This window comes from Saprospiraceae bacterium (assembly GCA_016714025.1).
In the GTDB taxonomy this organism is placed as follows: domain Bacteria; phylum Bacteroidota; class Bacteroidia; order Chitinophagales; family Saprospiraceae; genus Vicinibacter.
The window spans coordinates 2145762-2168744 of record JADJOB010000002.1 but is presented as its reverse complement, the minus strand read 5'-3'; the positions used below and the strand labels follow the sequence as shown (position 1 = coordinate 2168744).

Annotated in this window: 19 protein-coding genes and 1 tRNA gene; 14 read left to right on the top strand and 6 right to left on the bottom strand. The window is 36.4% G+C overall.

From position 1 onward, the window contains the following. The first annotated feature begins 104 nt into the window (after positions 1-104). The 5 genes from IPJ80_11770 to IPJ80_11750 all read left to right on the top strand — a co-directional run bounded on the left by IPJ80_11770 (position 105) and on the right by IPJ80_11750 (position 5810). Positions 105-518: a hypothetical protein gene (locus IPJ80_11770; GenBank protein ID MBK7914164.1), complete on the top strand. Its 414-nt coding sequence runs from the start codon at positions 105-107 to the stop codon at positions 516-518. 84 nt (positions 519-602) lie between these two features. Further along, entirely contained in the window at positions 603-1169 is a 567-nt protein-coding gene (locus IPJ80_11765) for a type 1 periplasmic binding fold superfamily protein (GenBank protein MBK7914163.1), read from the top strand. A gap of 1 nt (position 1170) precedes the next feature. Then, positions 1171-3471: a TonB-dependent receptor gene (locus IPJ80_11760; protein ID MBK7914162.1), complete on the top strand. Its 2301-nt coding sequence runs from the start codon at positions 1171-1173 to the stop codon at positions 3469-3471. 74 nt (positions 3472-3545) lie between these two features. Beyond that, positions 3546-4091 (top strand): LemA family protein, encoded by a 546-nt coding sequence (locus IPJ80_11755; protein MBK7914161.1) that lies wholly within the window; start codon positions 3546-3548, stop codon positions 4089-4091. 15 nt (positions 4092-4106) lie between these two features. Further along, positions 4107-5810, top strand: a complete 1704-nt coding sequence (locus IPJ80_11750; protein MBK7914160.1) for a DUF2207 domain-containing protein — start codon at positions 4107-4109, stop codon at positions 5808-5810. Positions 5811-5889: 79 nt separating this feature from the next. Here the strand turns inward: IPJ80_11750 and IPJ80_11745 are convergent, their stop codons facing one another. Then, positions 5890-6219, bottom strand: a complete 330-nt coding sequence (locus IPJ80_11745) for a DUF983 domain-containing protein (protein MBK7914159.1) — start codon at positions 6217-6219, stop codon at positions 5890-5892. Between the two features lie 196 nt (positions 6220-6415). Beyond that, positions 6416-6487 (bottom strand) — tRNA-Arg (locus tag IPJ80_11740). Positions 6488-6617: 130 nt separating this feature from the next. Between IPJ80_11740 and IPJ80_11735 the strand changes: the two genes are divergently transcribed. Both IPJ80_11735 and IPJ80_11730 read left to right on the top strand, forming a co-directional pair. Further along, a complete protein-coding gene (locus IPJ80_11735; protein ID MBK7914158.1) occupies positions 6618-8651 on the top strand; it encodes a hypothetical protein in 2034 nt (677 codons plus the stop codon). A 255-nt stretch (positions 8652-8906) separates the two neighbouring features. Further along, positions 8907-9431, top strand: coding sequence for a histone H1-like repetitive region-containing protein (locus IPJ80_11730; protein MBK7914157.1), 525 nt, complete (start codon positions 8907-8909; stop codon positions 9429-9431). 63 nt (positions 9432-9494) lie between these two features. Here the strand turns inward: IPJ80_11730 and IPJ80_11725 are convergent, their stop codons facing one another. Together IPJ80_11725 and IPJ80_11720 are read right to left on the bottom strand one after the other, a co-directional pair. Then, positions 9495-10475, bottom strand: a complete 981-nt coding sequence (locus IPJ80_11725; protein MBK7914156.1) for a chorismate synthase — start codon at positions 10473-10475, stop codon at positions 9495-9497. A gap of 62 nt (positions 10476-10537) precedes the next feature. After that, positions 10538-11758, bottom strand: a complete 1221-nt coding sequence (locus IPJ80_11720; protein MBK7914155.1) for a glycosyltransferase — start codon at positions 11756-11758, stop codon at positions 10538-10540. Positions 11759-11786: 28 nt separating this feature from the next. On the opposite strand from IPJ80_11720, the gene IPJ80_11715 reads away from it, so the two are divergent. From IPJ80_11715 to IPJ80_11700, 4 genes are read left to right on the top strand one after another with little or no spacing between them, the layout of a single operon-like run. Further along, positions 11787-12437 (top strand): WbqC family protein, encoded by a 651-nt coding sequence (locus tag IPJ80_11715; GenBank protein MBK7914154.1) that lies wholly within the window; start codon positions 11787-11789, stop codon positions 12435-12437. Between the two features lie 13 nt (positions 12438-12450). Beyond that, the gene (locus IPJ80_11710; protein MBK7914153.1) at positions 12451-14319 is read left to right on the top strand and encodes a M1 family metallopeptidase; all 1869 of its coding nucleotides are present in this window, start codon (positions 12451-12453) and stop codon (positions 14317-14319) included. A 56-nt stretch (positions 14320-14375) separates the two neighbouring features. Further along, a complete protein-coding gene (locus IPJ80_11705) occupies positions 14376-16436 on the top strand; it encodes a S46 family peptidase (GenBank protein MBK7914152.1) in 2061 nt (686 codons plus the stop codon). 44 nt (positions 16437-16480) lie between these two features. Then, positions 16481-16912 carry a hypothetical protein gene (locus IPJ80_11700; protein ID MBK7914151.1) on the top strand — a complete coding sequence of 144 codons (432 nt, stop codon included), beginning with the start codon at positions 16481-16483 and terminating at the stop codon, positions 16910-16912. Between the two features lie 2 nt (positions 16913-16914). Here IPJ80_11700 and IPJ80_11695 read toward each other — a convergent pair whose 3' ends face one another. Further along, positions 16915-17592, bottom strand: coding sequence for a DNA alkylation repair protein (locus IPJ80_11695; protein ID MBK7914150.1), 678 nt, complete (start codon positions 17590-17592; stop codon positions 16915-16917). Between the two features lie 10 nt (positions 17593-17602). Continuing rightward, positions 17603-19870 (bottom strand): gliding motility-associated C-terminal domain-containing protein, encoded by a 2268-nt coding sequence (locus tag IPJ80_11690; protein ID MBK7914149.1) that lies wholly within the window; start codon positions 19868-19870, stop codon positions 17603-17605. Positions 19871-19987: 117 nt separating this feature from the next. Here IPJ80_11690 and IPJ80_11685 point away from each other — a divergent pair, with 117 nt between their 5' ends. From IPJ80_11685 to IPJ80_11675, 3 genes are all read left to right on the top strand, one after another. Further along, positions 19988-21256, top strand: a complete 1269-nt coding sequence (locus IPJ80_11685) for a replication-associated recombination protein A (GenBank protein MBK7914148.1) — start codon at positions 19988-19990, stop codon at positions 21254-21256. 41 nt (positions 21257-21297) lie between these two features. Next, the gene (locus IPJ80_11680) at positions 21298-22437 is read left to right on the top strand and encodes an acyl-CoA dehydrogenase family protein (GenBank protein ID MBK7914147.1); all 1140 of its coding nucleotides are present in this window, start codon (positions 21298-21300) and stop codon (positions 22435-22437) included. Between the two features lie 62 nt (positions 22438-22499). Next, the gene (locus IPJ80_11675) at positions 22500-22934 is read left to right on the top strand and encodes a hypothetical protein (protein MBK7914146.1); all 435 of its coding nucleotides are present in this window, start codon (positions 22500-22502) and stop codon (positions 22932-22934) included. Positions 22935-22983: the final 49 nt, after the last annotated feature.

The window sequence follows — 22983 nt, the reverse complement described above, 5'->3', positions numbered from 1 at the left end:
ACAATTTTGAATCCTATGTGTGTTGGTCATGTTAAATTGCCCTTATATTTGAATAAGGAATACACTGTATTAAGAAAAAGTAGTAATTTTGTTGGTAGCATCTTATGCAAAGCTTTATCCACATAAAAGGAACGTTTCGACCCATACTGGCAAAAAGTATACTTTTCGCTTACCTACTTAGTATTTTAGGTCTGCTTATTGAATCTAGCCACAGCCATGAGTCCAATACAACGAAATGCAATGCAGATCATCATGCTACAAGTGTGGATCCTTGTCATCTGCGTCTTGATCATCACGATTTGTTGAATGGCTGCAAACATTCAGAACACATTTCAAAAACCAAACCACATTGTTTATTATGTGACTTGCTACTTCATTTTGATGTTTCAATTGTTTCTAAAGCGCTTTGTCTTTTCATTGACACGTCCTTTGAAGTTAAAACATATGAATTAGATTACGTCCCGGTAATCAAATTAATTGGATTAAAGAACAAAGCGCCTCCTGTGCTCATCAGCTAAGCTCATTATTTTATTATTTCTTTATTCCTTTATTAATTAATTCAATTCCGGTTTAACTGGAATTAAAATTTTAAATTTATTATTATGAAAAATCAATTAAACTATCTAATAGGTATTTGTCTTTTTACTTTAAGCTTTTGCATTGTTTCTTGTTCAGATGATGATACCCCGGTAAATGAATCGGAGCTCATTACAACAGTGGAATTCGTTTTAAAAACCCAAAATGGTTCTGATTCATTAGTATTTAGTTTTAGAGATTTAGATGGCGATGGCGGAAATCCACCTGTCATTATTGCGCCTAAATTAAAATCAAATACTACTTATCTGACAAGCTTGAAATTATCGAACGAATCTAGCTCCCCCGTTATAAACATTACAGACGAAATTATTTCAGAAGCCACTGATCATCAGTTTTTTTACACACCTAGTGGTCAGGCAAATTTACAATTTACATATCTTGATTTTGATGGTAACGCTTATCCCGTCGGTACAAAAACAAACATGGTCACTGGAAACCCAGGTACTGGAAGTTTGAAAATTACTTTGAAACACATGCCAGATAAGAAAGCAAGCGGAGTTCAAAATGGAGACGTCACAAACTCTGGTGGAGAAACGGATATTGAATTGACATTTGATATCGTTGTAGAATAGAATGAGACTTATTCTAGGGCTATTATTTAGTTGGATCTTTTCTGATTTCGTTTATTCACAGGAATGTACGCTTCGTCTTTCGGGAAAAATTATTGACCCTCATCATAATTCAAGTTTGGAATTTGCTTCCGTTTATATAGAAGAAACGGGACAATATGGTGAAACCGATTCAGCAGGAGCATATGAAATCCTGAAACTTTGTCCAGGTGAATACCATCTGACCATTCGACATATAGGATGTGAAACAAAATCCATGTTTATCGAACTGAATGAATCAAAAGTTTTAAACATTGAAATGGAACATCATGCCTATTATTTACAAAGCATCACCATTCAAGACCACAGAAACAGAAATGAGTCGACTACCCAGAATACTTTAAAAACAAATGAATTATTAAAAGACAGTGGCAAGCCCTTATCAAGCATGCTTGAAAATATTTCAGGAGTCTATTCAATTAAAAATGGCTCTGGAATTGCAAAGCCGGTTATTCATGGTTTAACCGGCAATCGCGTAAGCATATTAAATAATGGAGTTTTACAGGCTGGACAACAATGGGGTGCCGATCATGCTCCCGAAATTGATCCACTGAGTGCGAAGCAAATCACCGTAATAAAGGGTGTAGATGCCATTCCTTATGGAGGGAATGGTTTAGGAGGAATTATATTGACTGAAAGTGGCCCGGTGGATCAAGATCCACATGTTCATGGAACTGCATTGGTGCATTACCAATCCAACGGACAAGGAATGTATAGTGGGATTCGAATTGAGCAAGCCCGCAAGCATTTTGACTGGAGATTCACCGGGTCATTAAAAATTAATGGGGATCATTCAAGCCCGAATTACTTCTTAAGCAACACAGGAAATCGGGAAGCAGGCAGTTCGCTGGAGTGGATCAGAAAAATACACACGTATAAGCAGCACAAACTTTACTACAGTTTTTTTTATTCTGCACCTGGAATTTTAAGAGGATCTCATATCGGAAATTTAACCGATCTTGAATCTGCTATTCATGCTGAGACCCCCTTTTTTACCAAAGACCATTTCAGTTATTCAATTGAATCTCCAAGACAAAAAATTGAACATCATTTATTAAAATGGAATTATCAGCACAATAATTCAAATAAACTTCTTGAAATTCAAGCTGCAAGCCAAATCAATCATAGAAGAGAATATGATGTTAGGCGTGGATCAAGATCCGATATCCCTGCATTGGATCTGCTATTGCAATCCTATACTTTGGATATTAAACAACGATTACAATTAGCTCATGATGTACTTTATTATGGTTTGCAAGCGAAACTCAACACAAACCAAAACCAAGCAGGAACTGGAATTTTGCCATTAATCCCAAATTATCAGCTATACAATGGCGCGGTTTTTTTAAATTGGAAACATCCATGGGCAAATAACATTGTTGAACTAGGTGTACGATATGATCTAATTCATCAGCTAGCCCATCCTTATTCATTGAGTTTACCAAGGATCATCTTAAATGAATCTGCTACCTTTCACAATATTTCATCTGCTTTTGGAATTCGACGGAATATTATTGACGCCTGGGAAATCCGTTTAAATGCCGGCTATACAAAACGTTCCCCAGAAATCAATGAGCGGTATAGCTTTGGTTTGCACCAGGCCGTCGCTGGCATTGAAGAAGGCAACAGGAATTTAAGACCTGAAAACGCGTTCAAAGGAATCTTAACCCAATCCATAAATATTACAGAGCACTTCAATTTAGAATGGAGTAGTTATTTTCAATATATAAATGACTTTATATTTCTGGAACCTCAAAAGGAACTTCGATTGACCATTCGGGGAGCATTCCCATTATTTATTTATAAACAAACTGATGCACTAATTTCCGGAATGGATTTTTTAACACGATACGAATTTGCAACAAACTGGCAATTGGTAGTTCAGGCTGCCATTTTGAAAGGCCGTGATTTAAATCAAAATATTAACTTAGTTTCTATGCCTTCCAATAGTTTGAGTGCTTCATTGAGTTACCAAATGAATTCCTTGTGGAAATGCAAGAATGTCAAAATCTCCTTAAAGGCTAAGCAAGTATTTAAACCAAATTCCTCCGAAAATAATCAAGAACTTTTAGCACCTCCAAATGCTTACTTCCTTTTGAATCCTGGAATTGAAACTGAGTTCAAAGTATTTACAAAGAATTTCAAATTGCAGTTTTTGGTAGAAAACATGCTGAACACTTCATACCGGGACTACCTCAATCGCCTTCGTTATTTTGCTGATGAAGAGGGTATTAGCTTAAATTTCAACCTTAAAATGAATTTTTAATTTCAGATTTAGTTGATATCCGGAACTTTTAGAGAGCTAATTCCATTTATATTTACAATCAAAAAAACTAATCAATGATTTATTTAATTATCGTAATTGTCATAGCACTTCTTACCGTATTTATTTATAACGGATTGGTAAGCTCAAAAAATGCAGTCATGGACTCCTGGAGCAATATTGATGTTGCATTAAAAAGACGTTTTGACTTAATTCCAAATTTGGTAAATACCGTAAAAGGATACGCAGCCCATGAATCCGGGACGCTTGAAAAAGTGATTGCAGCCCGGAATGCAGCAATGAATGTACCTAAAGGGGATATCAATGGTCAAATTGCAGCGGATCATACATTAACTGCAAGCTTACGCCAGGTTTTTGCATTAGCAGAAAATTACCCTGATTTAAAGGCCAACACCAACTTTTTACAGTTACAGGATAAATTGAATGAAATTGAATCAAATCTTGAAAATGCACGTCGCTATTACAATGCAACGGTACGTGAAAACAATAATAAAGTGGAGGGTTTTCCAGGTGTATTGTTCGCGAGTAGTTTTGGCTTTCATACATTTGACTTCTTTGAATCAGATGAACAAAGTCGTCAAAATGTGAATGTTCAATTTTAATCAGCTCTGGTATTCATGCGTCATATATCTTTTTATGTATTAATTGTTTTATTCTCTTTTGTAAATTCATATGCTCAGGAATTTTATTACATCCCAAACTACCGGGTTGAAATAAAGGTTTTAAAAGACGGCAGCCTGGATATTACTGAAACCATTCAGGCCCAATTTACTAAACCCCGGCATGGCCTTTTAGTAGACAAACCTTTAAAATACAAAGTTGATACTAAGACTTCCGGTGAATGGCTGGATCAATTTTTTCCACATGAATTGTTTATTGAAGACATCCGTGTTGATCAGCACAATTTTGAAGTTCAACGCATGGGAACCGGCATCCGGATTAAAATTGGGGATGCTGATAAATTTGTTGAAGGCACACAAGTTTATAAAATTCAATATAAAATCTGGAATGGTTTATTGCATAACAATGGAAAAACAGAGCTGTATTGGAATCTGATTGGTGATCATTGGAATACCGAAATCAGAAAGCTTGATTTTAAAATTGAAATTCCTAAAGGAATAAATTTGACTTCTTCTGATTATGAAATCAGAACAGGAGCTTATGGTTCCAGTGAACAGGCTGGAGTTATTAATTATAATAATGGAGTCTTTGAAGGATATAGCACTGAAACGCTGGGCAACGGAAAAGCAATGACCGTTGCAATCCGTATGCCGGAAGGCATCATTCAAACCTATTCCAAAACCAATTTATGGTTTTACCATTTTAAATACTTGTTGCTTCCGTTTATGATGTTGGTTAGTTTTTTCTATGCCTGGTGGAAACATGGGCGAGATACTAAATTAGCTGATATGGTAGCCTATATGCCTCCAAAAGACATGGATTCTGCATTAGCAGGGTACGCCATTGATATCCGGTCTGATAAGCGGGATGCGCTGTCTTTGATTCCGTATTTTGGATCCATAGGTTATTTAAAGATTGAACACATAAAAAAGAAAGGATTCTTTGAGGAGGATCAGATTACATTTATAAAATTAAAATCGCTTCCTTCAAATGCAGCTCCACACCAAAGAATGTTTTTTGAAGGACTCTTTGCTGGAAAGGACCGGGTTAGCTTAGAAAGTTTAAAAGATAGTTTTTACGTTACCCTTCAAAACACTCTTCAATCCATTAAGGATTCGGTTCTAAATTCTGATTATTTTACACGAAAATCGGTAAGTATTTATTGGACAGCCATGTGGTCTATTATTCTGGCTGCCATCTTGAATGCGGCATTCTGTTTTTTTGCAGGACGGTTCGTTTTTCTTGGATTTACAATTTTACTCGCTGTCGTATTAATACTTATAGCCTTTATTTTGTTAAAAAGATCCCAAAAAGGAGATGAAGAATTTAAAGAAATCAAAGGTTTTAGAAAATTTATAAAGCTTGCTGAAAAATCCAAACTTGAATTTTTAATAAAAGAAGACCCATCGTATTTTGACAAAACGCTCCCTTATGCTATTGCATTTAATTGTGTTGATGAATGGTGTGACAAATTTAATGGAATCCAAATGCAAGCCCCTACCTGGTATTCTTCAAATGTACCTTTTTACAATTCATCCGGTGTTTGGAATATGTCTAACTTTTCTGAAACGATGTCTTCGTCATTAAGTGAAATGCGGTCAGTCATGTCCAGTCAACCATCATCCAGCGGATCTTCTTCAGGAGGAGGAGGTTCTTTTTCAGGAGGTGGATTTGGCGGAGGAGGTGGCAGCAGTTGGTAATAAATTATAGCTTAGGATTTAGTTATATCTCTTTTTAATTTAACTGATTTTCAAAACAAAGTAATTCTCCACTTTCAATTCAACCAAGCTCATCGTCCTTGGATTCCGGGTCTCCTTTATAATCCACAAAAAAATGAATCCAGATAGACCGAGAGAATTTAAACCAGAATACAAAGCTACCAATCAACACTAAACAAAGTATAAACAAGCTAAGTTGCCAATCTAATTTGAAAATAAGTATGAGCATCCCTGCAAAAATCAAACTAAAAAAGCCAGAGAAAATATATGAAATAAACATTGCACCGTAATAAAATCCGGGTTCTCTGTTAAAAGACTCTTTACAAACAGGACATTTTTCATGCATTTTAAAGCTAAAATCCATAAAATAACTTTTGTTTGGAAACAGCATCCCCTTCCTGCATGCAGGACAGGTTAAATTAAATATTGATCTAAGTTTTGAGCTCAAGAAATTAAATTTTTTAAATGGCAAATAGTGAAGTAGTTATTTAAATAATACCTGGTATCATGCTGAAGGCCTTATGAATTTTATTAAAAGGACTCTGATTGCTTCTTCCAAGGCCTGATAATCCAATAAACGTGCTTAGTGACCCTGTGAGGAATCGAACCTCAACCTGAAGAACCGGAATCTTCTATTCTATCCGTTGAACTACAGGGCCAAAGCGCAAAGTTAAAAATATCCCTGTCTTCAATCAAATTTTACCGGCATTCGATAAATACAATTCCAATTATTAAGCCTGGTAAGTATAAATGAATTAACTATGGTGACCCTAATAAATTGCATATCCTATGAAGAACATCCAATTTCTCTGGAATTTGTATTTCAGCATGCTCATTCATTCGATTTGTTTTTCACAAAGCTTAGAAACAGAAGCTTTCGAAGTATTTGAAGGCAGCCGTAGCGAACAAATTGAGAAACTAAACGACCAGTCTAATGAAAAAAGCATGGAAGCATATATAATACACCCCCTCGAATTAAATCACTGCGATTTTGAAAGTATCCTTTCGTTTCCTCTTTTTGAAAAGCATCACGCAGAATTAGTCATTGCCTATTTAAAAATCCACAGACCCCTGAAATCGGTTTATGAATTACAAACGATTGAAGGATTGCCCTTAGACATTCTTAAATACAGTTTGCCATATCTAATTCTAAGGGATTCAATAAAATCAAAAAAACTAATAAAAATCATTGGCCGAAAAGATACTCATAAACTGATATTAAGATGGGGACGCAGCTTTGATGCAAGTGATTCAACAAGCCATACCTCGTATCTGGGAAGTCCGGATAAATTTTATTGCAGATACAAATCATCGATCCCAGGGCGCTATGCTATGGCACTCACTTTTGAAAAAGATGCGGGAGAAGTCTGGATTCAAAAAAATGGAACTAAAGGATTTGACTACACCTCAGCATATCTTGAAATTGAACATTTGACTTCTCGATTAAAAAAAATTATCCTGGGAGATTATCAGATTTGTATCGGACAAGGCCTTTTAGTGGATAATAGCTTCAGCATAGAAAATGGCGATGCATTGGCTTCTGGCATCAAACGATCCGGATTCCTGAAACCTTATCAATCGATCCGAGAATCTGATATGTTAAGAGGAATCGGAATGAATTTGCAGATAAACCACAATACCTATGCACTACTCTATTTTTCATCTGTGAGACAAGATGCGAAGCTTTCCATCAATATTGACCCGACCCGGAATGACACAAACTATCTCATCAGTTCAATTCTCACGACATCCTATCATAGAGATTCAAATGAATTGGAATCCAAAAACACTGCACAATTTGAATTAAAGGGAATGAGCCTTATATCACAAATTAAGTCCTTCAAAATTGGTCTTAATGGGCTTTTCAGCACCCAGCAATACCTATGGGATCATCAAAAACGATTAGACCGCAGCTTTCTAAGTACAAAGAATCAAAACTTTCAAGCATCCATCGATCACAGCTATTTATTTAAAAATATAAGTCTTTATGGTGAGATCGCGATGGATCAAAACAATCAAAGAGCATGGATGGAGTCCATGGTACTCAGTCCATCAAAGAACATGGAAGTTCGAATTCATTACCATCATTTTGATCGAGGCAACTTTCAATATTACAGCAATACCAATAGCAACAGTGGTATGAGTTTCAATGAAAAATCATTACAAATCAGCTGGTCAATTAAGCCAAACGCTCGATGGAATATTACAGGAAATGCCCATTTTACAGCATTTCCGTGGCTTCGATACCAAGAAAGCCTTCGCACAAATCAATGCCAATACTTCCTTCGGATTTCATGCAGTGAACGAAAAAAATGGAGTGCTTATTTACTATTTCAATCAGGATACCAAGAACAAAGCAGTACGTATTCAAGCAATAAGCAAAATGAACTGACCAGGCTTAAAAACTTTCAAATGCGAGCTAACATCGAGATGAAAACAAGTACCAATCTCAGCTGGCGAAGCCGGATTGAACTTCGAAAAAGTGAAATTAACATGGAATCCGGCACCGGATTTTTGATTAGCACCGATTTTTTATATAAAAATATTGAATCCAAAATATCTGGAAACATCCGCTATGCAGTTTATAACATACCAGCATATGAAAATCGAATCTATTCATTTCAAAATGATGTTTCCGGTGTCTATAATTTAGCTGCTTACTCCGGAAAAGGCTATTCGATTTACCTAAATGTTCGATGGCGAATCACAGGCCCACTTATGCTGGAAGGCCGATGGAGTGGGCAGTTTAAGCAATTACAAGATAAAGAAAATGGAATTTCTAAAACTCAGGATGTGAAAATTCAAGTACAATTCAAATTTTAAATTCTTGAATTCAGATCAGCAGTCAACGCAACGAAAATTCTATTAACCAGACAGAAATAATGACCAAAATCAAGTTATTTTGGAAGCTGCAGATATGATTTTTTGCACATTAATTCGCTGTATTTATAAAAAAATATTAAAAAAAATTTGCATATTTAAAAAATATTATACCTTTGATATGGTTTTTGGAATGTAATGTCAATTCAAGAATCATTATATTGAAATTTTTTATTCGTTAACGTTAAAAAACTAAACATGGCAAAAGCACGTTCAACTGCTAAAAAACCTGCGAAGAAAGCAGGCGCTAAAAAAGCTACCGCTAAGAAAGGGGCAGCTAAAAAAGCTGCTCCAAAAAAAGCAGCTAAAAAAGGTGGTGCTAAAAAAGCAACTGCTAAAAAAGCTGCTCCAAAAAAAGCAGCTAAAAAAGGTGGTGCTAAAAAAGCAACTGCTAAAAAAGCAGCTCCTAAGAAAGCAGCTAAAAAAGGTGGTGCTAAAAAAGCTACCGCTAAAAAAGCAGCTCCTAAGAAAGCAGCTAAAAAAGGTGGTGCTAAAAAAGCTACCGCTAAAAAAGCAGCTCCTAAAAAAGCTACCGCTAAAAAAGGTGGTGCTAAAAAAGCTACTGCTAAAAAAGGTGGTGCTAAAAAAGCTACCGCTAAAAAAGGTGGTGCTAAAAAAGCTACTGCTAAAAAACCAGCTAAGAAAGCATCTAGACCCAGAAAGAAAGCTGTTGCTGCACCAGCACCAATGGCACCAATGGGTGGAGAGATGATGATGTCTTAATAGGCATTCTTAAATCTTACAAAACTCCGTTTGTTTTCAAGCGGAGTTTTTTTTTGCCCATTATTAATAGACTGCCTTGTTCTGTAAACTAAAATCAGCAATCACGATTGCTGTACAGGCCTCAATTACCACCGGTACACGGAGTGCAATGCAGGCATCATGCCTTCCGTTGATTTGAAATTGAACGATTTTTTCATCCTTCAGATTAATCGATTCTTGAGCAGATCCAATACTGCTTGTTGGTTTTACTGCGACTCTAAAGAGGATTTCATTGCCATTACTTATTCCACCATTGATTCCTCCGGCATGATTCGTTGCTGTTTGACCATCTATGTTCAAAATCTGATCATTGTGTTCTGATCCGCGCATTGAAGCTGCCTTAAAACCACTTCCAAACTCAATTCCTTTTATTGCCGGTATTGAAAAAATTAAATGACTGAGCTTCGATTCAAGGGAATCAAAAAACGGTTCACCCAATCCAATAGGTACTTTTTGAACACGGCATTCAATAAGTCCTCCAATGCTGTCTTGATTCTTTAACGCTTGATCAATTTGGAACTCAATGTCTTTTGAACCACCAACTTCAGTAAGCTGTGCTTGAATTGAAATTGGCTCAATTAACTTCTTCGCCAATACCCCGGCGGCTACCAATGCCAAAGTCAATCGACCGCTAAAATGTCCCCCACCCCTATAATCGTTAAACGTTTTATACTTTTTATAAGCAACAAAGTCCGCATGCCCTGGCCGTGGAATGTATTGCTGCTGATTATAATCAGCTGAGCGTGTGTTCGTATTTTGAAACTGAATATGAATGGGTGCACCAGTACTTTTTCCATTAAAAATTCCTGCTAATAATAATGGAATATCTGATTCACTCCGGCTGGTTGTACCAATTTGGCCCGGCTTTCTTCTGAGGATGTCTTCTGAAAAATCATTTACATCTATTGGTATTCCTGCCGGAAATCCATCAATTAAAATTCCAATGGCTTCACCATGGGATTCACCATAAATAGTTATTCTGAAAAATTGACCAAATTGATTCATGTACTTAAATTCCTTTCCTGACACAAAGCTAAAACCATTTGCAGTAGCCAAGGACCTTTAAATTATGCCTGCATGTTTTCTAAAAGTTCATTTATACTTATGGGTTGCTTCAATGTTTTGTCATGCTTTACTGATAAAAGTTGTTTGGCAGAATCATAAACAGGGATTTCAGGAAATTCTGTTTCAGATGCTGCGTGTAAAAATTTCATTAGCCTGAAAGGATTTAAAAAACGGCCCATTCGACTGGCAAAAACTTTTGCTGAAGTACTATTCTTAAGGTTTTCTGTTAAGGCCTTTTCAAAGTCCACTTCCATCAAGTAGCTGGTCAATGCAGTTGAATTCGTAAGTGATTTCCAGGATCTACCTCCATCTATTAAAGGCCAGGAATCACAAATCAAATTATAAAAATTACAATAGCTCGCAATTCCTTTAGGATTATAGCTCATTAATTGACTTTTTGAATTTATGATGTCGCGAACTGCTTTACCTGTACCAAAAGGAACCCGATCCGAAATCCTGGAAGATGGATAGACCAAAGCAGGCTTCAGTTCAGCTAATTGACCCAACACGCTATACTTATGCAAAAAATAAAAGTCTTCCCCAGCCTTCCGTTTGTTCATGCCTCCTTGTTGTTGATATGCTTTGGAGCGCACAGCCATGCAAGAACCTAATGTTTGAAAAGCCATAGGATACTTATAAAATTGCTGCCAGCCAATATAGGTACGTAAATGCAACTCATATTGAATGATTGCTCCAAGATTGGATTCACTTAAGTTCTGTAATTGATGTTTGAATCCTATTGATAAAGCATTCTGATTTGGCATGTTATTAAATCCATCAATGACGTTTTTTAAAAAATCCGGATGACAACTACAATCTGCATCAAAACATAGTATAATTCCATTTTTATTGATGGATTCAAACCGATAACATGCTTCATCCATTCCTATTTTACGCGCCAATCCTACACCAGCATCTTTATTTGGCAAACTAAAGACAGGAAGGTCTAAAATGTTTATTGTTTTGTCTGCATTCAATTCCAATAATTCCTTTCGCTGCAATTCGTGAAAGGAATGGAGACTTGGTTGGGAATCCGGGTAATTTAAAACAACGACAATTTCTACAAGGATATCATTATGTTGACAAGATAAAATAGATTGAACCGCATTCACCAATCCTGGCTCATTAAAAGCTGGGATTACTACGATTACGTCCAAATTTGCCGGTGGCAAATTCTGAACTAAAGGTGGATAAAGTGCGTGTTTTTGAAAGTAACTTTGCAATTCTATTTTTGAATTCGAATTGTTCTAATTGCAAAATTACCCAAACATCCTAATTGAATCTCAAATCTTTCCTCCAATACGGGCGATAGCATACTTTATCCAAAATCCGAATGTCTGCATCGAAGCTCATGAGCATTATCAAAAACGTTCACATAGAAATCGCTATCGAATTGGTTCCACTCAGGGTCCACTGGATTTGTCAATCCCCCTGCTAAAGGGAAAGAATCAACAACAAAATATTCAAGAGGTAAAAATTAGTTATGGATGCAATTGGCCCATGCAACACCTGAGGGCAATTCAATCCAGCTATGGTAAATCTGCTTATTTTATCTATTACAAAGATTTAATCTTCGAATTGTTATTAAAAAAAGAAGACTATTTGTTCGATTTAAATTGGAATAGTCTGCAATTAATAGCAGGAATAATCCCAATAGATCTAAATCTTCAAAAAAGTGAGCACTATTTAGCCAAGCCAGATCAAGCTGGTTTGGATCTTCGAAATCATTTCCAATTTCAAACAATTGATCTTGTTCCGCTGCCATCCTATTACCAGGTATTTGCTGGGAAATCAGGATTTATATCAAATTTAAGTATTTTAGATTTGATCTTTCATCAAGGGCCTGAGGCGATCTATTATCTACAACAAATAAGCAAATTAAGCGTTTCTTTAGATTCTTAAAATTTAATTGCACATGCGAATTAGCGCTGGTATTTCTTGTGTTTTATTGTTCATCCTGGTGAATTTAAGCTGTAAGCAGCAATCTAATCCCAAACTTTTAATTCCTGAAGACGATCCACATAGTTTTTCAAATCCCGAGCAAAGCAAGGTGCTGCACCTTGATTTAGACTTGAATTTAAATTTCGATTCAAATCAAATTCATGGTATAGTTAAATTGCATTTAGCACCTAAACATGGCGATACCCTTGTTTTGGATAATATGGATTTGGAAATCCTGGAAGTTCAATTATTACAAGGTAATACCAATTCTCAAGCTAATTTTTACCAATTGCCAAAAGATCCTGTTCTTGGATCAGCGCTTGTGATTCCATTAAATGCAAGTACAGAAATCGTACAAATAACTTATAAAAGTTCACCCGATGCAAGAGCACTTCAGTGGTTACCTAAAGAACAAACTTTAAGCAAAAAATATCCCTTTTTATTTACACAAAGTCAATCGATCTATTCACGTTCGTGGATCCCGTGTCCAGATGGACCCGGAATGCGATTCACATATCATGCTAAGGTACATGTACCTCCTGGCATGATGGCTGTAATGAGCGCTACCAATGGCACTGAGCGGAATCAAGAAGGCAACTATGAATTTGATATGGAATTGCCTGTCCCAGCTTATTTGATGGCCTTAGCTGTCGGTGATTTTGATTTTAAACCCATTGGTCAGCGAACCGGAGTATATGCTGAACCAAGCTTATTAAATAAAGCCGCTGCTGAATTTTCAGATTTAGAAAAAATGTTGGAGGCAGCAGAAAAACTATATGGACCCTATCCCTGGGGAAGATATGATGTAATTGTTTTACCGGGAAGCTTCCCTTTTGGAGGAATGGAAAATCCACGAATGACTTTTTTAACGCCGAGTGTTATTGCAGGAGATCAAAGTTTGACTTCTCTACTTGCTCATGAATTGGCACATTCCTGGTCTGGAAATTTGGTAACAAATTCTACCTGGAATGATTTCTGGTTGAATGAAGGCATAACGACCTATTTTGAAAGTCGGATCATGGAGTCTCTTTATGGCAAACCTTATGCGGATATGCTGAGTTTATTGGGCTTACAGGACCTTGAAAAAAGCATCGCAGAATATGGAACTGACAATCCACTGACTAAGCTAAAGCTTAATTTAAAAGGCATGGATCCTGAAGACGGTGTTTCAGATATCGCATACGAAAAAGGAAAATCTTTTATGCGCTATTTAGAAGAACGTTTTGGCAGAGCGGCATTTGATCGGTTTTTAATTGCCTATTTTGAACATTTCAAATTCCAATCAAATACCTCAGAAGGTTTTTTAGAATTTGCCAAAACGAATCTTTTTAACAATAACTCCGGAATTATTGATACAGCAAATCAATGGATATATAATCCAGGTTGGCTTGCTTACAAAGCTTCATATGATGATAAGAAATTCTCAGATCTGAAGGTTCAGGCAACTAATTATTTTGCCAAGCATGATACATCCATGCTAAAAACATCAGCCTGGTCAACTCATGAATGGTTGTATTTTATCAGGCTATTACCAAAAGATAGTGGGGCATTGATGTGCAAGCAATTGGACAAAGCATATGATCTGTCAAAAGGTCGTAATTGTGAAATCCAATGTGCTTGGTTTGAATATGCAATTAATAATGGTCATGGTAAGCAATTACTTCCTGAAATTGAGAAATTTCTTACTAATTATGGAAGACGCAAATATTTGAAACCAATTTATTCGGCGCTCATGGACCAAAAAATGGAGTCAGAGGCTTTAAGGATTTTCGAGAAAGCCAAGTCCCATTATCATCCCATTTCACTGGTCACAATAGAGAAAATAGTACAGCCAAAAAATTAATACGAAGATATTCGTATTTGTTATCTTTGCCTGATTTTTAATAAAAAACCCATCTAATGATACGTAATATAGGATACTTTTTGGTTTTGTTGTTAATACAACACCCGCTAATTGCTCAGGAGGCTATACAACCTCAACGATTTGATTTTGGTAAAATGTGGACATTTGAAAATCCACCTAAGGAGTGGTTTAAAGAAGCTTATAACTTCAGTCCAGACGACAATTGGTTTAATGATGTTCGGAAGTCTTCACTTCGTTTTGCCTCATGGTGCTCTGCGTCTTTTGTTTCACCAGATGGTTTGATTATGACCAATCATCATTGTTCAAGAGATGTAGTCACACCTCTTCAAAAAAATGGAGAAGATTTTGAAAAAAATGGATTTTATGCCCCAAATCTAGAAGATGAACGAAAAGCAGAAGGCTTGTTTGTTGAACAGATGATTCAGGCTGAAGATGTTTCAGAGCGCATATTGGTTCAAATGAAAAAAGCTAAAACAGATATTGAAAGGAAAACACTTCAGGATTCAGCTTTAGCTCAAATTATCCGTGACTACCAAAACCGGGACAACTGGAAGAATTTAAGAATTCAATCTGTGAGCTTTTACAGTGGAGGAAAATTCAGTTTGTATGGATATAAAAAATTTGATGACATCCGTTTAGTGTTGATTCCGGAAATGTATCTAGGCTATTTTGGAGGAGACCCTGATAATTTCACCTATCCACGATATTCATTGGATTGTACGTTTTGGAGAGCTTATGAAAACGGAAAACCCGTTAACAGTTCTGCTAATTATTTTAAATTTAAAGCAAGCGGTGCAGCTGAAAACGAACCCGTATTTGTTATAGGAAATCCTGGAAACACTGAGCGTTATCGTACATTTAAACAATTGGAATACGATCGCGACATTCGATTTCCAGTTCAATTAGAAATGTTGAAAAATAGAATTGCAATTCTTCAAAAAGAATATAATAAAAATCCAAACATCGATTTATTAAATGAAATATTTGGATTGTCAAATAGTACGAAAGCATTTACCGGTATCCTAAAAGGATTAAATGATCCAAATCTCATTGGACGTAAAAAAATGATGGAAGATGAAATCAGAAGTAAGACCAAATTAAAAGGTGAAGATCCCTGGGTAGAATTAGAAAAAGCAGTACAAGGATTGCGTAAATATGGTGCATCCGTTACATTATTGGGCCCTTCACCTATAAAAGGGAATGCTGTCAATTTAATTTTTGCACTAGCCAAATATGAAAAAGCATTAGGTATGCCTGATCAGGCTGGAAATCTTACTAAAATCCGTGAAGAAATTAAAGGCCTGATCACAAACTTAAATACGGAACAGGAATTAGAATATTTAAGCATTTATTTAGCAGAATTAAAGAAGTTTGAACATCCTGAAAATCAATACATTGATCAGATTTTAGATGGCAAGACTCCTGAAAAAAGGGCACAGAAAATGGTCGAAAAAACTGATTTTACTGATAGTGAAAAACTGGAAAAAATCTTTATGAAGGATGCTGAAAAATTCAAAAAATTCAATGATCCTTTATTAGATGCTGCCAGAATTCTTTCTCCGAAATACAATGAAGCCATTGCAGCTTTCCAAAGTTCGACTCCAAAACGTCGTGCACTTGAAGCCAAAATCGCGAATGCTGTATTCAATGTAAAAGGTTCAAACTTACCTCCAGATGCAACTTTCACCCTCAGACTGGCAGATGGCGTTGTAAAAGGTTATGACTATAATGGCACTACTGCCCCTTATAAAACAAGTTTCTATGGTCTTTACGATCGCTATTATTCCAATGATAAAAAGTTTCCATGGGCTTTGCCAGAAAAATGGTTAAACCCTCCAATGGAATTACTGCAAGCACCTATGTGTTATGTTTCCACAAATGATATTATTGGTGGAAACTCAGGAAGTCCAATGATTAATAAAAATAAAGAAGCTGTAGGTCTTATTTTTGATGGCAATATTGAATCCTTACCTGGAAATTTTATTTATGATGAAGTATCAAACCGCACTGTTTCTGTACATGCAGGCGGAATTCTTGCAGCATTAAAATATATTTACAAGGCTGACCGCCTTGTAAATGAACTGGGTGGAATGTAATTTTATTTAATAAACAATTAAGCTTTCTATATTAATTTCTGATTATGAAATATTTAGCAATACTCCAGTTTTCTTTCTGTTTATTAATTGGCATTTCCTGTTCCCCTGGAGGTTCTGCAGCAAAAGGAATTAAAGGAATCATTAAACGTTCTGATTGCAAAGGCCCCTGTCACAAGACCATGGAATGTGAAGGCAAGGTATTAACACTTGAGATGCAATTGGCTAATAATAATATCATGACATCTGGAAATACCATTTTTGCCAGAGATCCGGACAATTACGATTACACGATTAAAATTGAATTTGGAGAAAGTGTACCGATTGAGTTATACGGTGATATTAAAAATCCAATTAATAAACGTTTTATTGTTACAGGAGTTGTAGAAGGTTATGATCAATATGTACATGAACAATGTACCCGTTCTTATATTTTAAAAGTAACAAATCCAAAAGACTTTAAAGTCTTTGATCATTAATTTTATTCAGATTTAAGAATTAATCTCATACCCTCTCTGGCAGCCAGGGAGGGTATTTTATTTTCATCGATAAATTGCTTTACAGCATTTGGATTTATTCTTGAATATTGGCGAAGTGCCCATCCGGAAGCCTTTTGCACAAAAAACTCTTTGCTGTCTGCCCTTCTTAGTATCAATGCTTTTAACAAATCAAAATCTGTTTGACTTCTGAATTTTAATTGCAAAATAATCGCAGACCTTTGATACCAAAAATTCTCCGAATTAATCCATTTATCACATAACTGTTCCCGAAGTTTAATATTCCGCTTAACGATGTTACCGATAACATGAGGAGCAATTCCGTCTACAGTATCCCACCAGGATTCCTTTGCAATCAGACTTTCAAAAAAGGGAATCGAGGTTGGATTTAATTTTTTTTCAAATCTAAAACTAAAATCAAGTGCAATGTATTTATATTCTCGTTGGGGCAATGACCATAAGAACCTGAGCAATTCAATAAAGTCTTCTTCTCCTTTCCAAGAATAATTTCTAATAAATGGCTTTAGTATTTCTTTGCGTGTGGGTGCAGAAATTCCCAAATAATCAAACTGATTGCGCATATAGGCTTTCATGCCCTGCGCTCGATTGCTATCCGCATGAGCTTCAAATGCATGCCTAAGTTCTTTGAATAAGCTCTGCAAATTCTATCGTTTATTTTATAAGACTCAGCGTTCCCCGTTCATGAACAGGTGCCTTTCGGTTGGCCTTGTAATAAAGATCAAATACATATACTCCGGGTGGTAAGTCTTTACCTGAATTTTCAAATTTTCCATTCCAACCAGTAGTTGGATTTGAAGATTCGAATAGTTTGCCTCCCCAACGATCGTAAATTTTTAAATCGTAGGATTCCAAAGAATGAATTTCACCAATTGGTAGAAAGAATTCGTTCTTTCCATCTCCATTTGGAGAAAATGCATTCGGCATATACAAACTAAAATCTCTAAATATAAATACTTCTGTATCCAAAGTATCTGTGCATAAAAATCGATCGGTAGCGATCATTCTGATGTGATGCAAACCAGTATCTCTAAATGCATAGGTCAACTCTTTATCAAAAAAATATTCCTTTCCGTCAATTATCCAGGTTCTGCCAATCGTAGATTTTGAAACATCTTCCAATTGAATAACAGGATCTTTGATATTTAATCTGTATTTATCAACCGTCCAATCTGCTGTTGGTGGATTATAAACATAAATGACTTGGTTAAAAACGCCTTCATTATAACAACCCAAAGGAGAGGTAACCTCCAGTTTCAATCCAAATACTCCAGTATCCGTAAACACGTGAGAGATTGAAAACCCGGAATCAATTCCGCCATCACTAAACTTCCATAAAAATTTATAGGAATTGTCTGTAGGAAACGAGACATTATTAAAATCAACCGTTAATGGAACACAACCTTCACTGAGATTGGGTCTAAAAACAATTACATCAGGTGCTGGATAATATTTTAATTCTTTAAAGAGTACATTTTCACATCCAAAATTATCTTTAATTCTCAATAAAACAGGATAGGTACCTGGTCGGATGTAACTAACACTCGGATTTTGAACAAATGCAGTGATCCCATCTCCAGCACTCCAATTCCAATTGGTAATACTGCTGTACGTTGAACTTGATTGATCCATAAATTGCACAGGCCCTGCTTTGCAGCTGTCGTAAATCGCTGTAAAATTTGGATTTAAATCGGGAACCACATTAATTTTAAAATATCCGGTATCTCCACAATTTGTTCCAGGATTTAAAATAAACTTTCCATTATGCACACCTCCCTCTTTAAATTTAATGTATGGAGCCCAACCATAAAACGTATCAATCTTTCCACCATTTTCGTAAGTCCATTCTATCTGATTAATAAATCGTTGATCTACACTGGAATTCAAAATTTGGTATTCACTTTTTCCACAAACTGTAATTTCAAAATAATCTGGTGTCAATCGATTTGCGTCTACTAATCTTGCTTCAACCATTCCTTCACAAGAGGCCACATTAAATTGGAAATCCCTTTTTAATACAGATAACAGAATGCCATTTCTATATTCATAAACACACACACTAACAACAAATTGTCCAATGACGTCTGGTTTGCCATTAATAATTCCATTGATAGAATTAATGGTAACTGGCGGATTCCCACCCAAAGGTGATAATGCGGTATAAGGAAATTTATAGGTTACCGGTGTATAAGGTGGCTTGCAATCGGGTGTTGGCGTAGGTGTATCACAGGTATTGTTCCCACCATTTCCACGTCCTCCTCCTTCTAAAGGTTCACAAAATTCATAAATCAAAAGGTCTCCATCTTTATCAAAAGCAGAATGATCAAATTGAAACGGTGCATTCACACAAAGAACGGTTGGAGGAAAATTAATAAACCGCGGAGAACTATTACAGGTGCGTTGTGCTTCCGGATGGATTTCTATGGTATAGGTTGCCCCAATGCTCAAAGGGTCAAAAATATTTGTTATTGTACTATTCCTGCAGCAGCGTTGCCATACAATTAAATAATTTTCATTGATAATTGGCAGTTCTACAACCATTTCATAAGTACCTGCTTCTCCACAAATATTATCAGGAAGTTGAAGGCATGGATATTCCGGAGGATCAATGTTTTGTACTGGAATCGTGAATGGGATTCTGTATTCAGAGGCTGCCCCATTTCCAGTTTTCGTATTTATATAATTTGTTCCGCTTTGTCTGTAAATTGTAAATCCCAATGTCGCATCAAAACTTGTTTGAGATCCACAGTCTCTGTACAATTTAATTGTGATTAGATACTTTCTTTTTGTTGTATCCAGGCCGTTGTTGCCATATCCAAGGCATTCGTAATAAATTTCACCCCCGATAATATGGGTAGCAAAGGATTTGAATGAGAATAATGCAAACAAACAGATCAATAAAAAATTATAGTATTTTCTCATATCTTAATTCAAAAGTAGAAAGGAATCCCTAATAATTAAAGTAATTCTGATATCAGTACGTTAAAATGGGTCGAAAAGATTTCCCGAAGGTCTAATTTTACTTCAAATTAAGAAATTATGGCTCCATTGGCAGAACGCATGAGACCGGTTAAACTGGATGAGTTGATTGGGCAAGAACACCTAACCGGTGCAAATCAAGTATTACGTCTGGCAATTGAGTCCAGACATTTGCCTTCAATGATCCTTTGGGGGCCCCCAGGAGTTGGCAAGACCAGTCTGGCTAAAATAGTAGCAAATGAGTTAAAAAGACCCTTTCATGTCTTAAGCGCAGTGCAATCTGGAGTAAAGGAGATCCGAGAGGTATTAGAAAAAGCAAGAAATCAGCGTTTTTTTGATCAAGCTGCACCCATCCTTTTTATAGACGAAATCCATCGGTTTAATAAAGGTCAACAAGATGCCTTATTAGATGCGGTTGAAAAAGGAACCATCATACTCATAGGAGCAACTACTGAAAATCCTTCTTTTGAAATTAATGCAGCCCTCTTATCCAGATGCCAGGTGTATCTATTAAAGTCTTTGGAAGACGCGGATTTACTAAAACTTATGGATTTAATAATCCACAAAGATTATTTGTTTAAAGACAAGCAGATTGATTTTGAAGAAACGGCTGCCATCTTGATGCTATCGAACGGAGACGCCCGCAAACTGTGCAATATGTTAGAAATGATCGGATGTTTGAATGAAACAAACATAAAGGTCAATGATGCTTTGGTAACAAAATTGGTCCAGGAAAATCCAGCGATTTATGATAAAGATGGCGAAATGCATTACGACCTTGCTTCTGCCTTCATTAAATCCATCAGAGGATCCGACCCGAATGCTGCTTTATATTGGATGGCCCGGATGATTGAGGGAGGCGAAGATCCCCGTTTTATTGTCCGCCGAATGTATATTTCTGCAGCAGAAGACATCGGTTTAGCCAATCCAAATGCATTGTTATTGGTAAATGCATGCCACCAGGCAGTTCAAATGGTAGGATGGCCAGAATCACGCATCATACTCTCTGAGACCGCAATTTATCTGGCTTGTTCTCCAAAATCAAATTCAGCTTACCTCGCAATTGATAAAACGTTGAACACGGTTCGCAATTCAAAATCTCTCGCTGTTCCGCTTCATCTTCGAAATGCTGTTACCAAACTGATGTCAGATTTAAATTATGGCAAAGAATATGAATACGTTCATTTGCATCAAAACCAATTTATCGATCAGGAATATTTACCAGAACCATTGGCAGGCAATCCATTTTATATTCCAGCTGATAATCCGAATGAGCTTAAAAATCGAAGCTTTTTGGCTGATAGATGGAAAAATAAGTACAACTATTAGTTTAGCCCCCGCATGTTACCTTTGCAAATCAAATTTGCTCTATGTCGCCAATTGAAACAGACCATTTAAAAATGGTTCGGGAATCGGCTCAGAACTTTGCCGATCAGTTTATCAGACCTCATGTTATGGAATGGGATGAAACCCAGCATTTTCCTAAAGATTTAATGCACCAGATGGGGCAACAAGGATTTTTAGGGGTTTTAGTTCCTCAACAATATGGAGGAGCAGGCCTCGGCTATCAGGAATACATTACCATTATTGAAGAAATTGCAAAAGTTTGTGGATCGATAGGATTGTCGGTTGCTGCTCATAATTCTTTGTGCACTGGCCACATCATGTATTTTGGAAGTGAAGCACAAAAGAACACTTATTTACCAAAACTAGCTACTGGTGCATGGGTTGGAGCCTGGGGTCTTACTGAAGCCAACACAGGAAGTGACGCGATCCGAATGAAATGTGTTGCACATAAAGAAGGAGATTACTGGATACTCAATGGCACAAAAAATTGGATCACGCATGGAAAATCAAGCGATGTAGCAGTTGTGATTGCCCGTACGGGCGATTTGTTGGATAGCAATGGCATGACCGCTTTTATTGTAGAGCGCGGCAACCCTGGAATGACTGCAGGTAAGAAAGAGAATAAACTCGGTATGCGAGCTTCTGAAACGACTGAAATGATTTTCGATCATTGCAAAGTACATCAGTCGAATGTGTTAGGAGAAATTGGAGATGGTTTCAAACAAGCCATGAAAGTGTTGGATGGCGGAAGAATCAGTATCGCAGCTTTGGCAATTGGCATTGCAAAAGGTGCTTATCAGGCTGCCGTACAGTATTCAAAAGAGCGGGAACAATTTGGCAAACCCATCGCTCATTTTCAAGGCATTGCGTTTAAATTAACCGATATGCTGGTAAAAATTGAAGCCGCTGAGTTATTGACTCGCCAGGCTGGTAAAATGAAAGACCAGAATCTCAAAATGACCAAGGAGGCCGCAATGGCAAAATACTTTGCTTCAGAAGTGGCTGTCCAAGTATCTACGGATGCGGTTCAGGTATTTGGTGGTTATGGCTATACCAAAGATTATCCGGTTGAAAAATTTTACCGGGACTCTAAATTATGTACTATTGGGGAGGGTACTTCTGAAATCCAAAAACTGGTAATTTCAAGGGAAGTGTTAAAATAAAATTCTTTAGTTCATTTAAACAAACAGTAAAAACAATTGCAGACCAAACCTGTTTAACTAAAATGCGTATTCACGTTAAAATTCTAATAGGATTTATTACAACCAGTTTGTTGTTGTCTCAATTGGGTTTTAATATATTTTTAAATTATTGCTGCTGCGCTAAATCTGAGGTATTTAGTTTCATTCCAAAAGACGACCATTGCAAGCGACTTTCTGTAAATCATGGTTGTTGTAATGGATCAAGCATTACAAAAAAAGTGAGCATCCGCAAAGCTCCCTGCAGCAACAAAGTAATTGGGCATAAATCCTTAGAGACCTTAGCAGAAAAACCTGTTAATAAGCAATTGCAAGTACAATCCTTGCAGATTCCTTCAATCCCATTATTTACCAACCTTGTCGAAATCTTCATAAAAGATTCGATCATTCCAAATGATGATCCCTACCCTTTTATAACTGGATTATCACTCCGAATCCTGTATTGCAGTTGGATTTGTTAGAAAGAGTTGTTCGATATTCGGGGAGTTCTATTAAACTTTTAAATCGATT

What these genes read in the sequence shown, in the direction of transcription:
- IPJ80_11710 (MBK7914153.1), top strand. Translation starts at nt 12,451, where the DNA reads ATGCGAATTAGCGCTGGTATTTCTTGTGTTTTATTGTTCATCCTGGTG.
- IPJ80_11675 (MBK7914146.1), top strand. Translation starts at nt 22,500, where the DNA reads ATGCGTATTCACGTTAAAATTCTAATAGGATTTATTACAACCAGTTTG.
- IPJ80_11765 (MBK7914163.1), top strand. Translation starts at nt 603, where the DNA reads ATGAAAAATCAATTAAACTATCTAATAGGTATTTGTCTTTTTACTTTA.
- IPJ80_11770 (MBK7914164.1), top strand. Translation starts at nt 105, where the DNA reads ATGCAAAGCTTTATCCACATAAAAGGAACGTTTCGACCCATACTGGCA.
- IPJ80_11700 (MBK7914151.1), top strand. Translation starts at nt 16,481, where the DNA reads ATGAAATATTTAGCAATACTCCAGTTTTCTTTCTGTTTATTAATTGGC.
- IPJ80_11755 (MBK7914161.1), top strand. Translation starts at nt 3,546, where the DNA reads ATGATTTATTTAATTATCGTAATTGTCATAGCACTTCTTACCGTATTT.
- IPJ80_11690 (MBK7914149.1), bottom strand. Translation starts at nt 19,870, where the DNA reads ATGAGAAAATACTATAATTTTTTATTGATCTGTTTGTTTGCATTATTC.
- IPJ80_11745 (MBK7914159.1), bottom strand. Translation starts at nt 6,219, where the DNA reads ATGCTGTTTCCAAACAAAAGTTATTTTATGGATTTTAGCTTTAAAATG.
- IPJ80_11685 (MBK7914148.1), top strand. Translation starts at nt 19,988, where the DNA reads ATGGCTCCATTGGCAGAACGCATGAGACCGGTTAAACTGGATGAGTTG.
- IPJ80_11730 (MBK7914157.1), top strand. Translation starts at nt 8,907, where the DNA reads ATGGCAAAAGCACGTTCAACTGCTAAAAAACCTGCGAAGAAAGCAGGC.
- IPJ80_11760 (MBK7914162.1), top strand. Translation starts at nt 1,171, where the DNA reads ATGAGACTTATTCTAGGGCTATTATTTAGTTGGATCTTTTCTGATTTC.
- IPJ80_11725 (MBK7914156.1), bottom strand. Translation starts at nt 10,475, where the DNA reads ATGAATCAATTTGGTCAATTTTTCAGAATAACTATTTATGGTGAATCC.
- IPJ80_11680 (MBK7914147.1), top strand. Translation starts at nt 21,298, where the DNA reads ATGTCGCCAATTGAAACAGACCATTTAAAAATGGTTCGGGAATCGGCT.
- IPJ80_11705 (MBK7914152.1), top strand. Translation starts at nt 14,376, where the DNA reads ATGATACGTAATATAGGATACTTTTTGGTTTTGTTGTTAATACAACAC.
- IPJ80_11735 (MBK7914158.1), top strand. Translation starts at nt 6,618, where the DNA reads ATGAAGAACATCCAATTTCTCTGGAATTTGTATTTCAGCATGCTCATT.
- IPJ80_11750 (MBK7914160.1), top strand. Translation starts at nt 4,107, where the DNA reads ATGCGTCATATATCTTTTTATGTATTAATTGTTTTATTCTCTTTTGTA.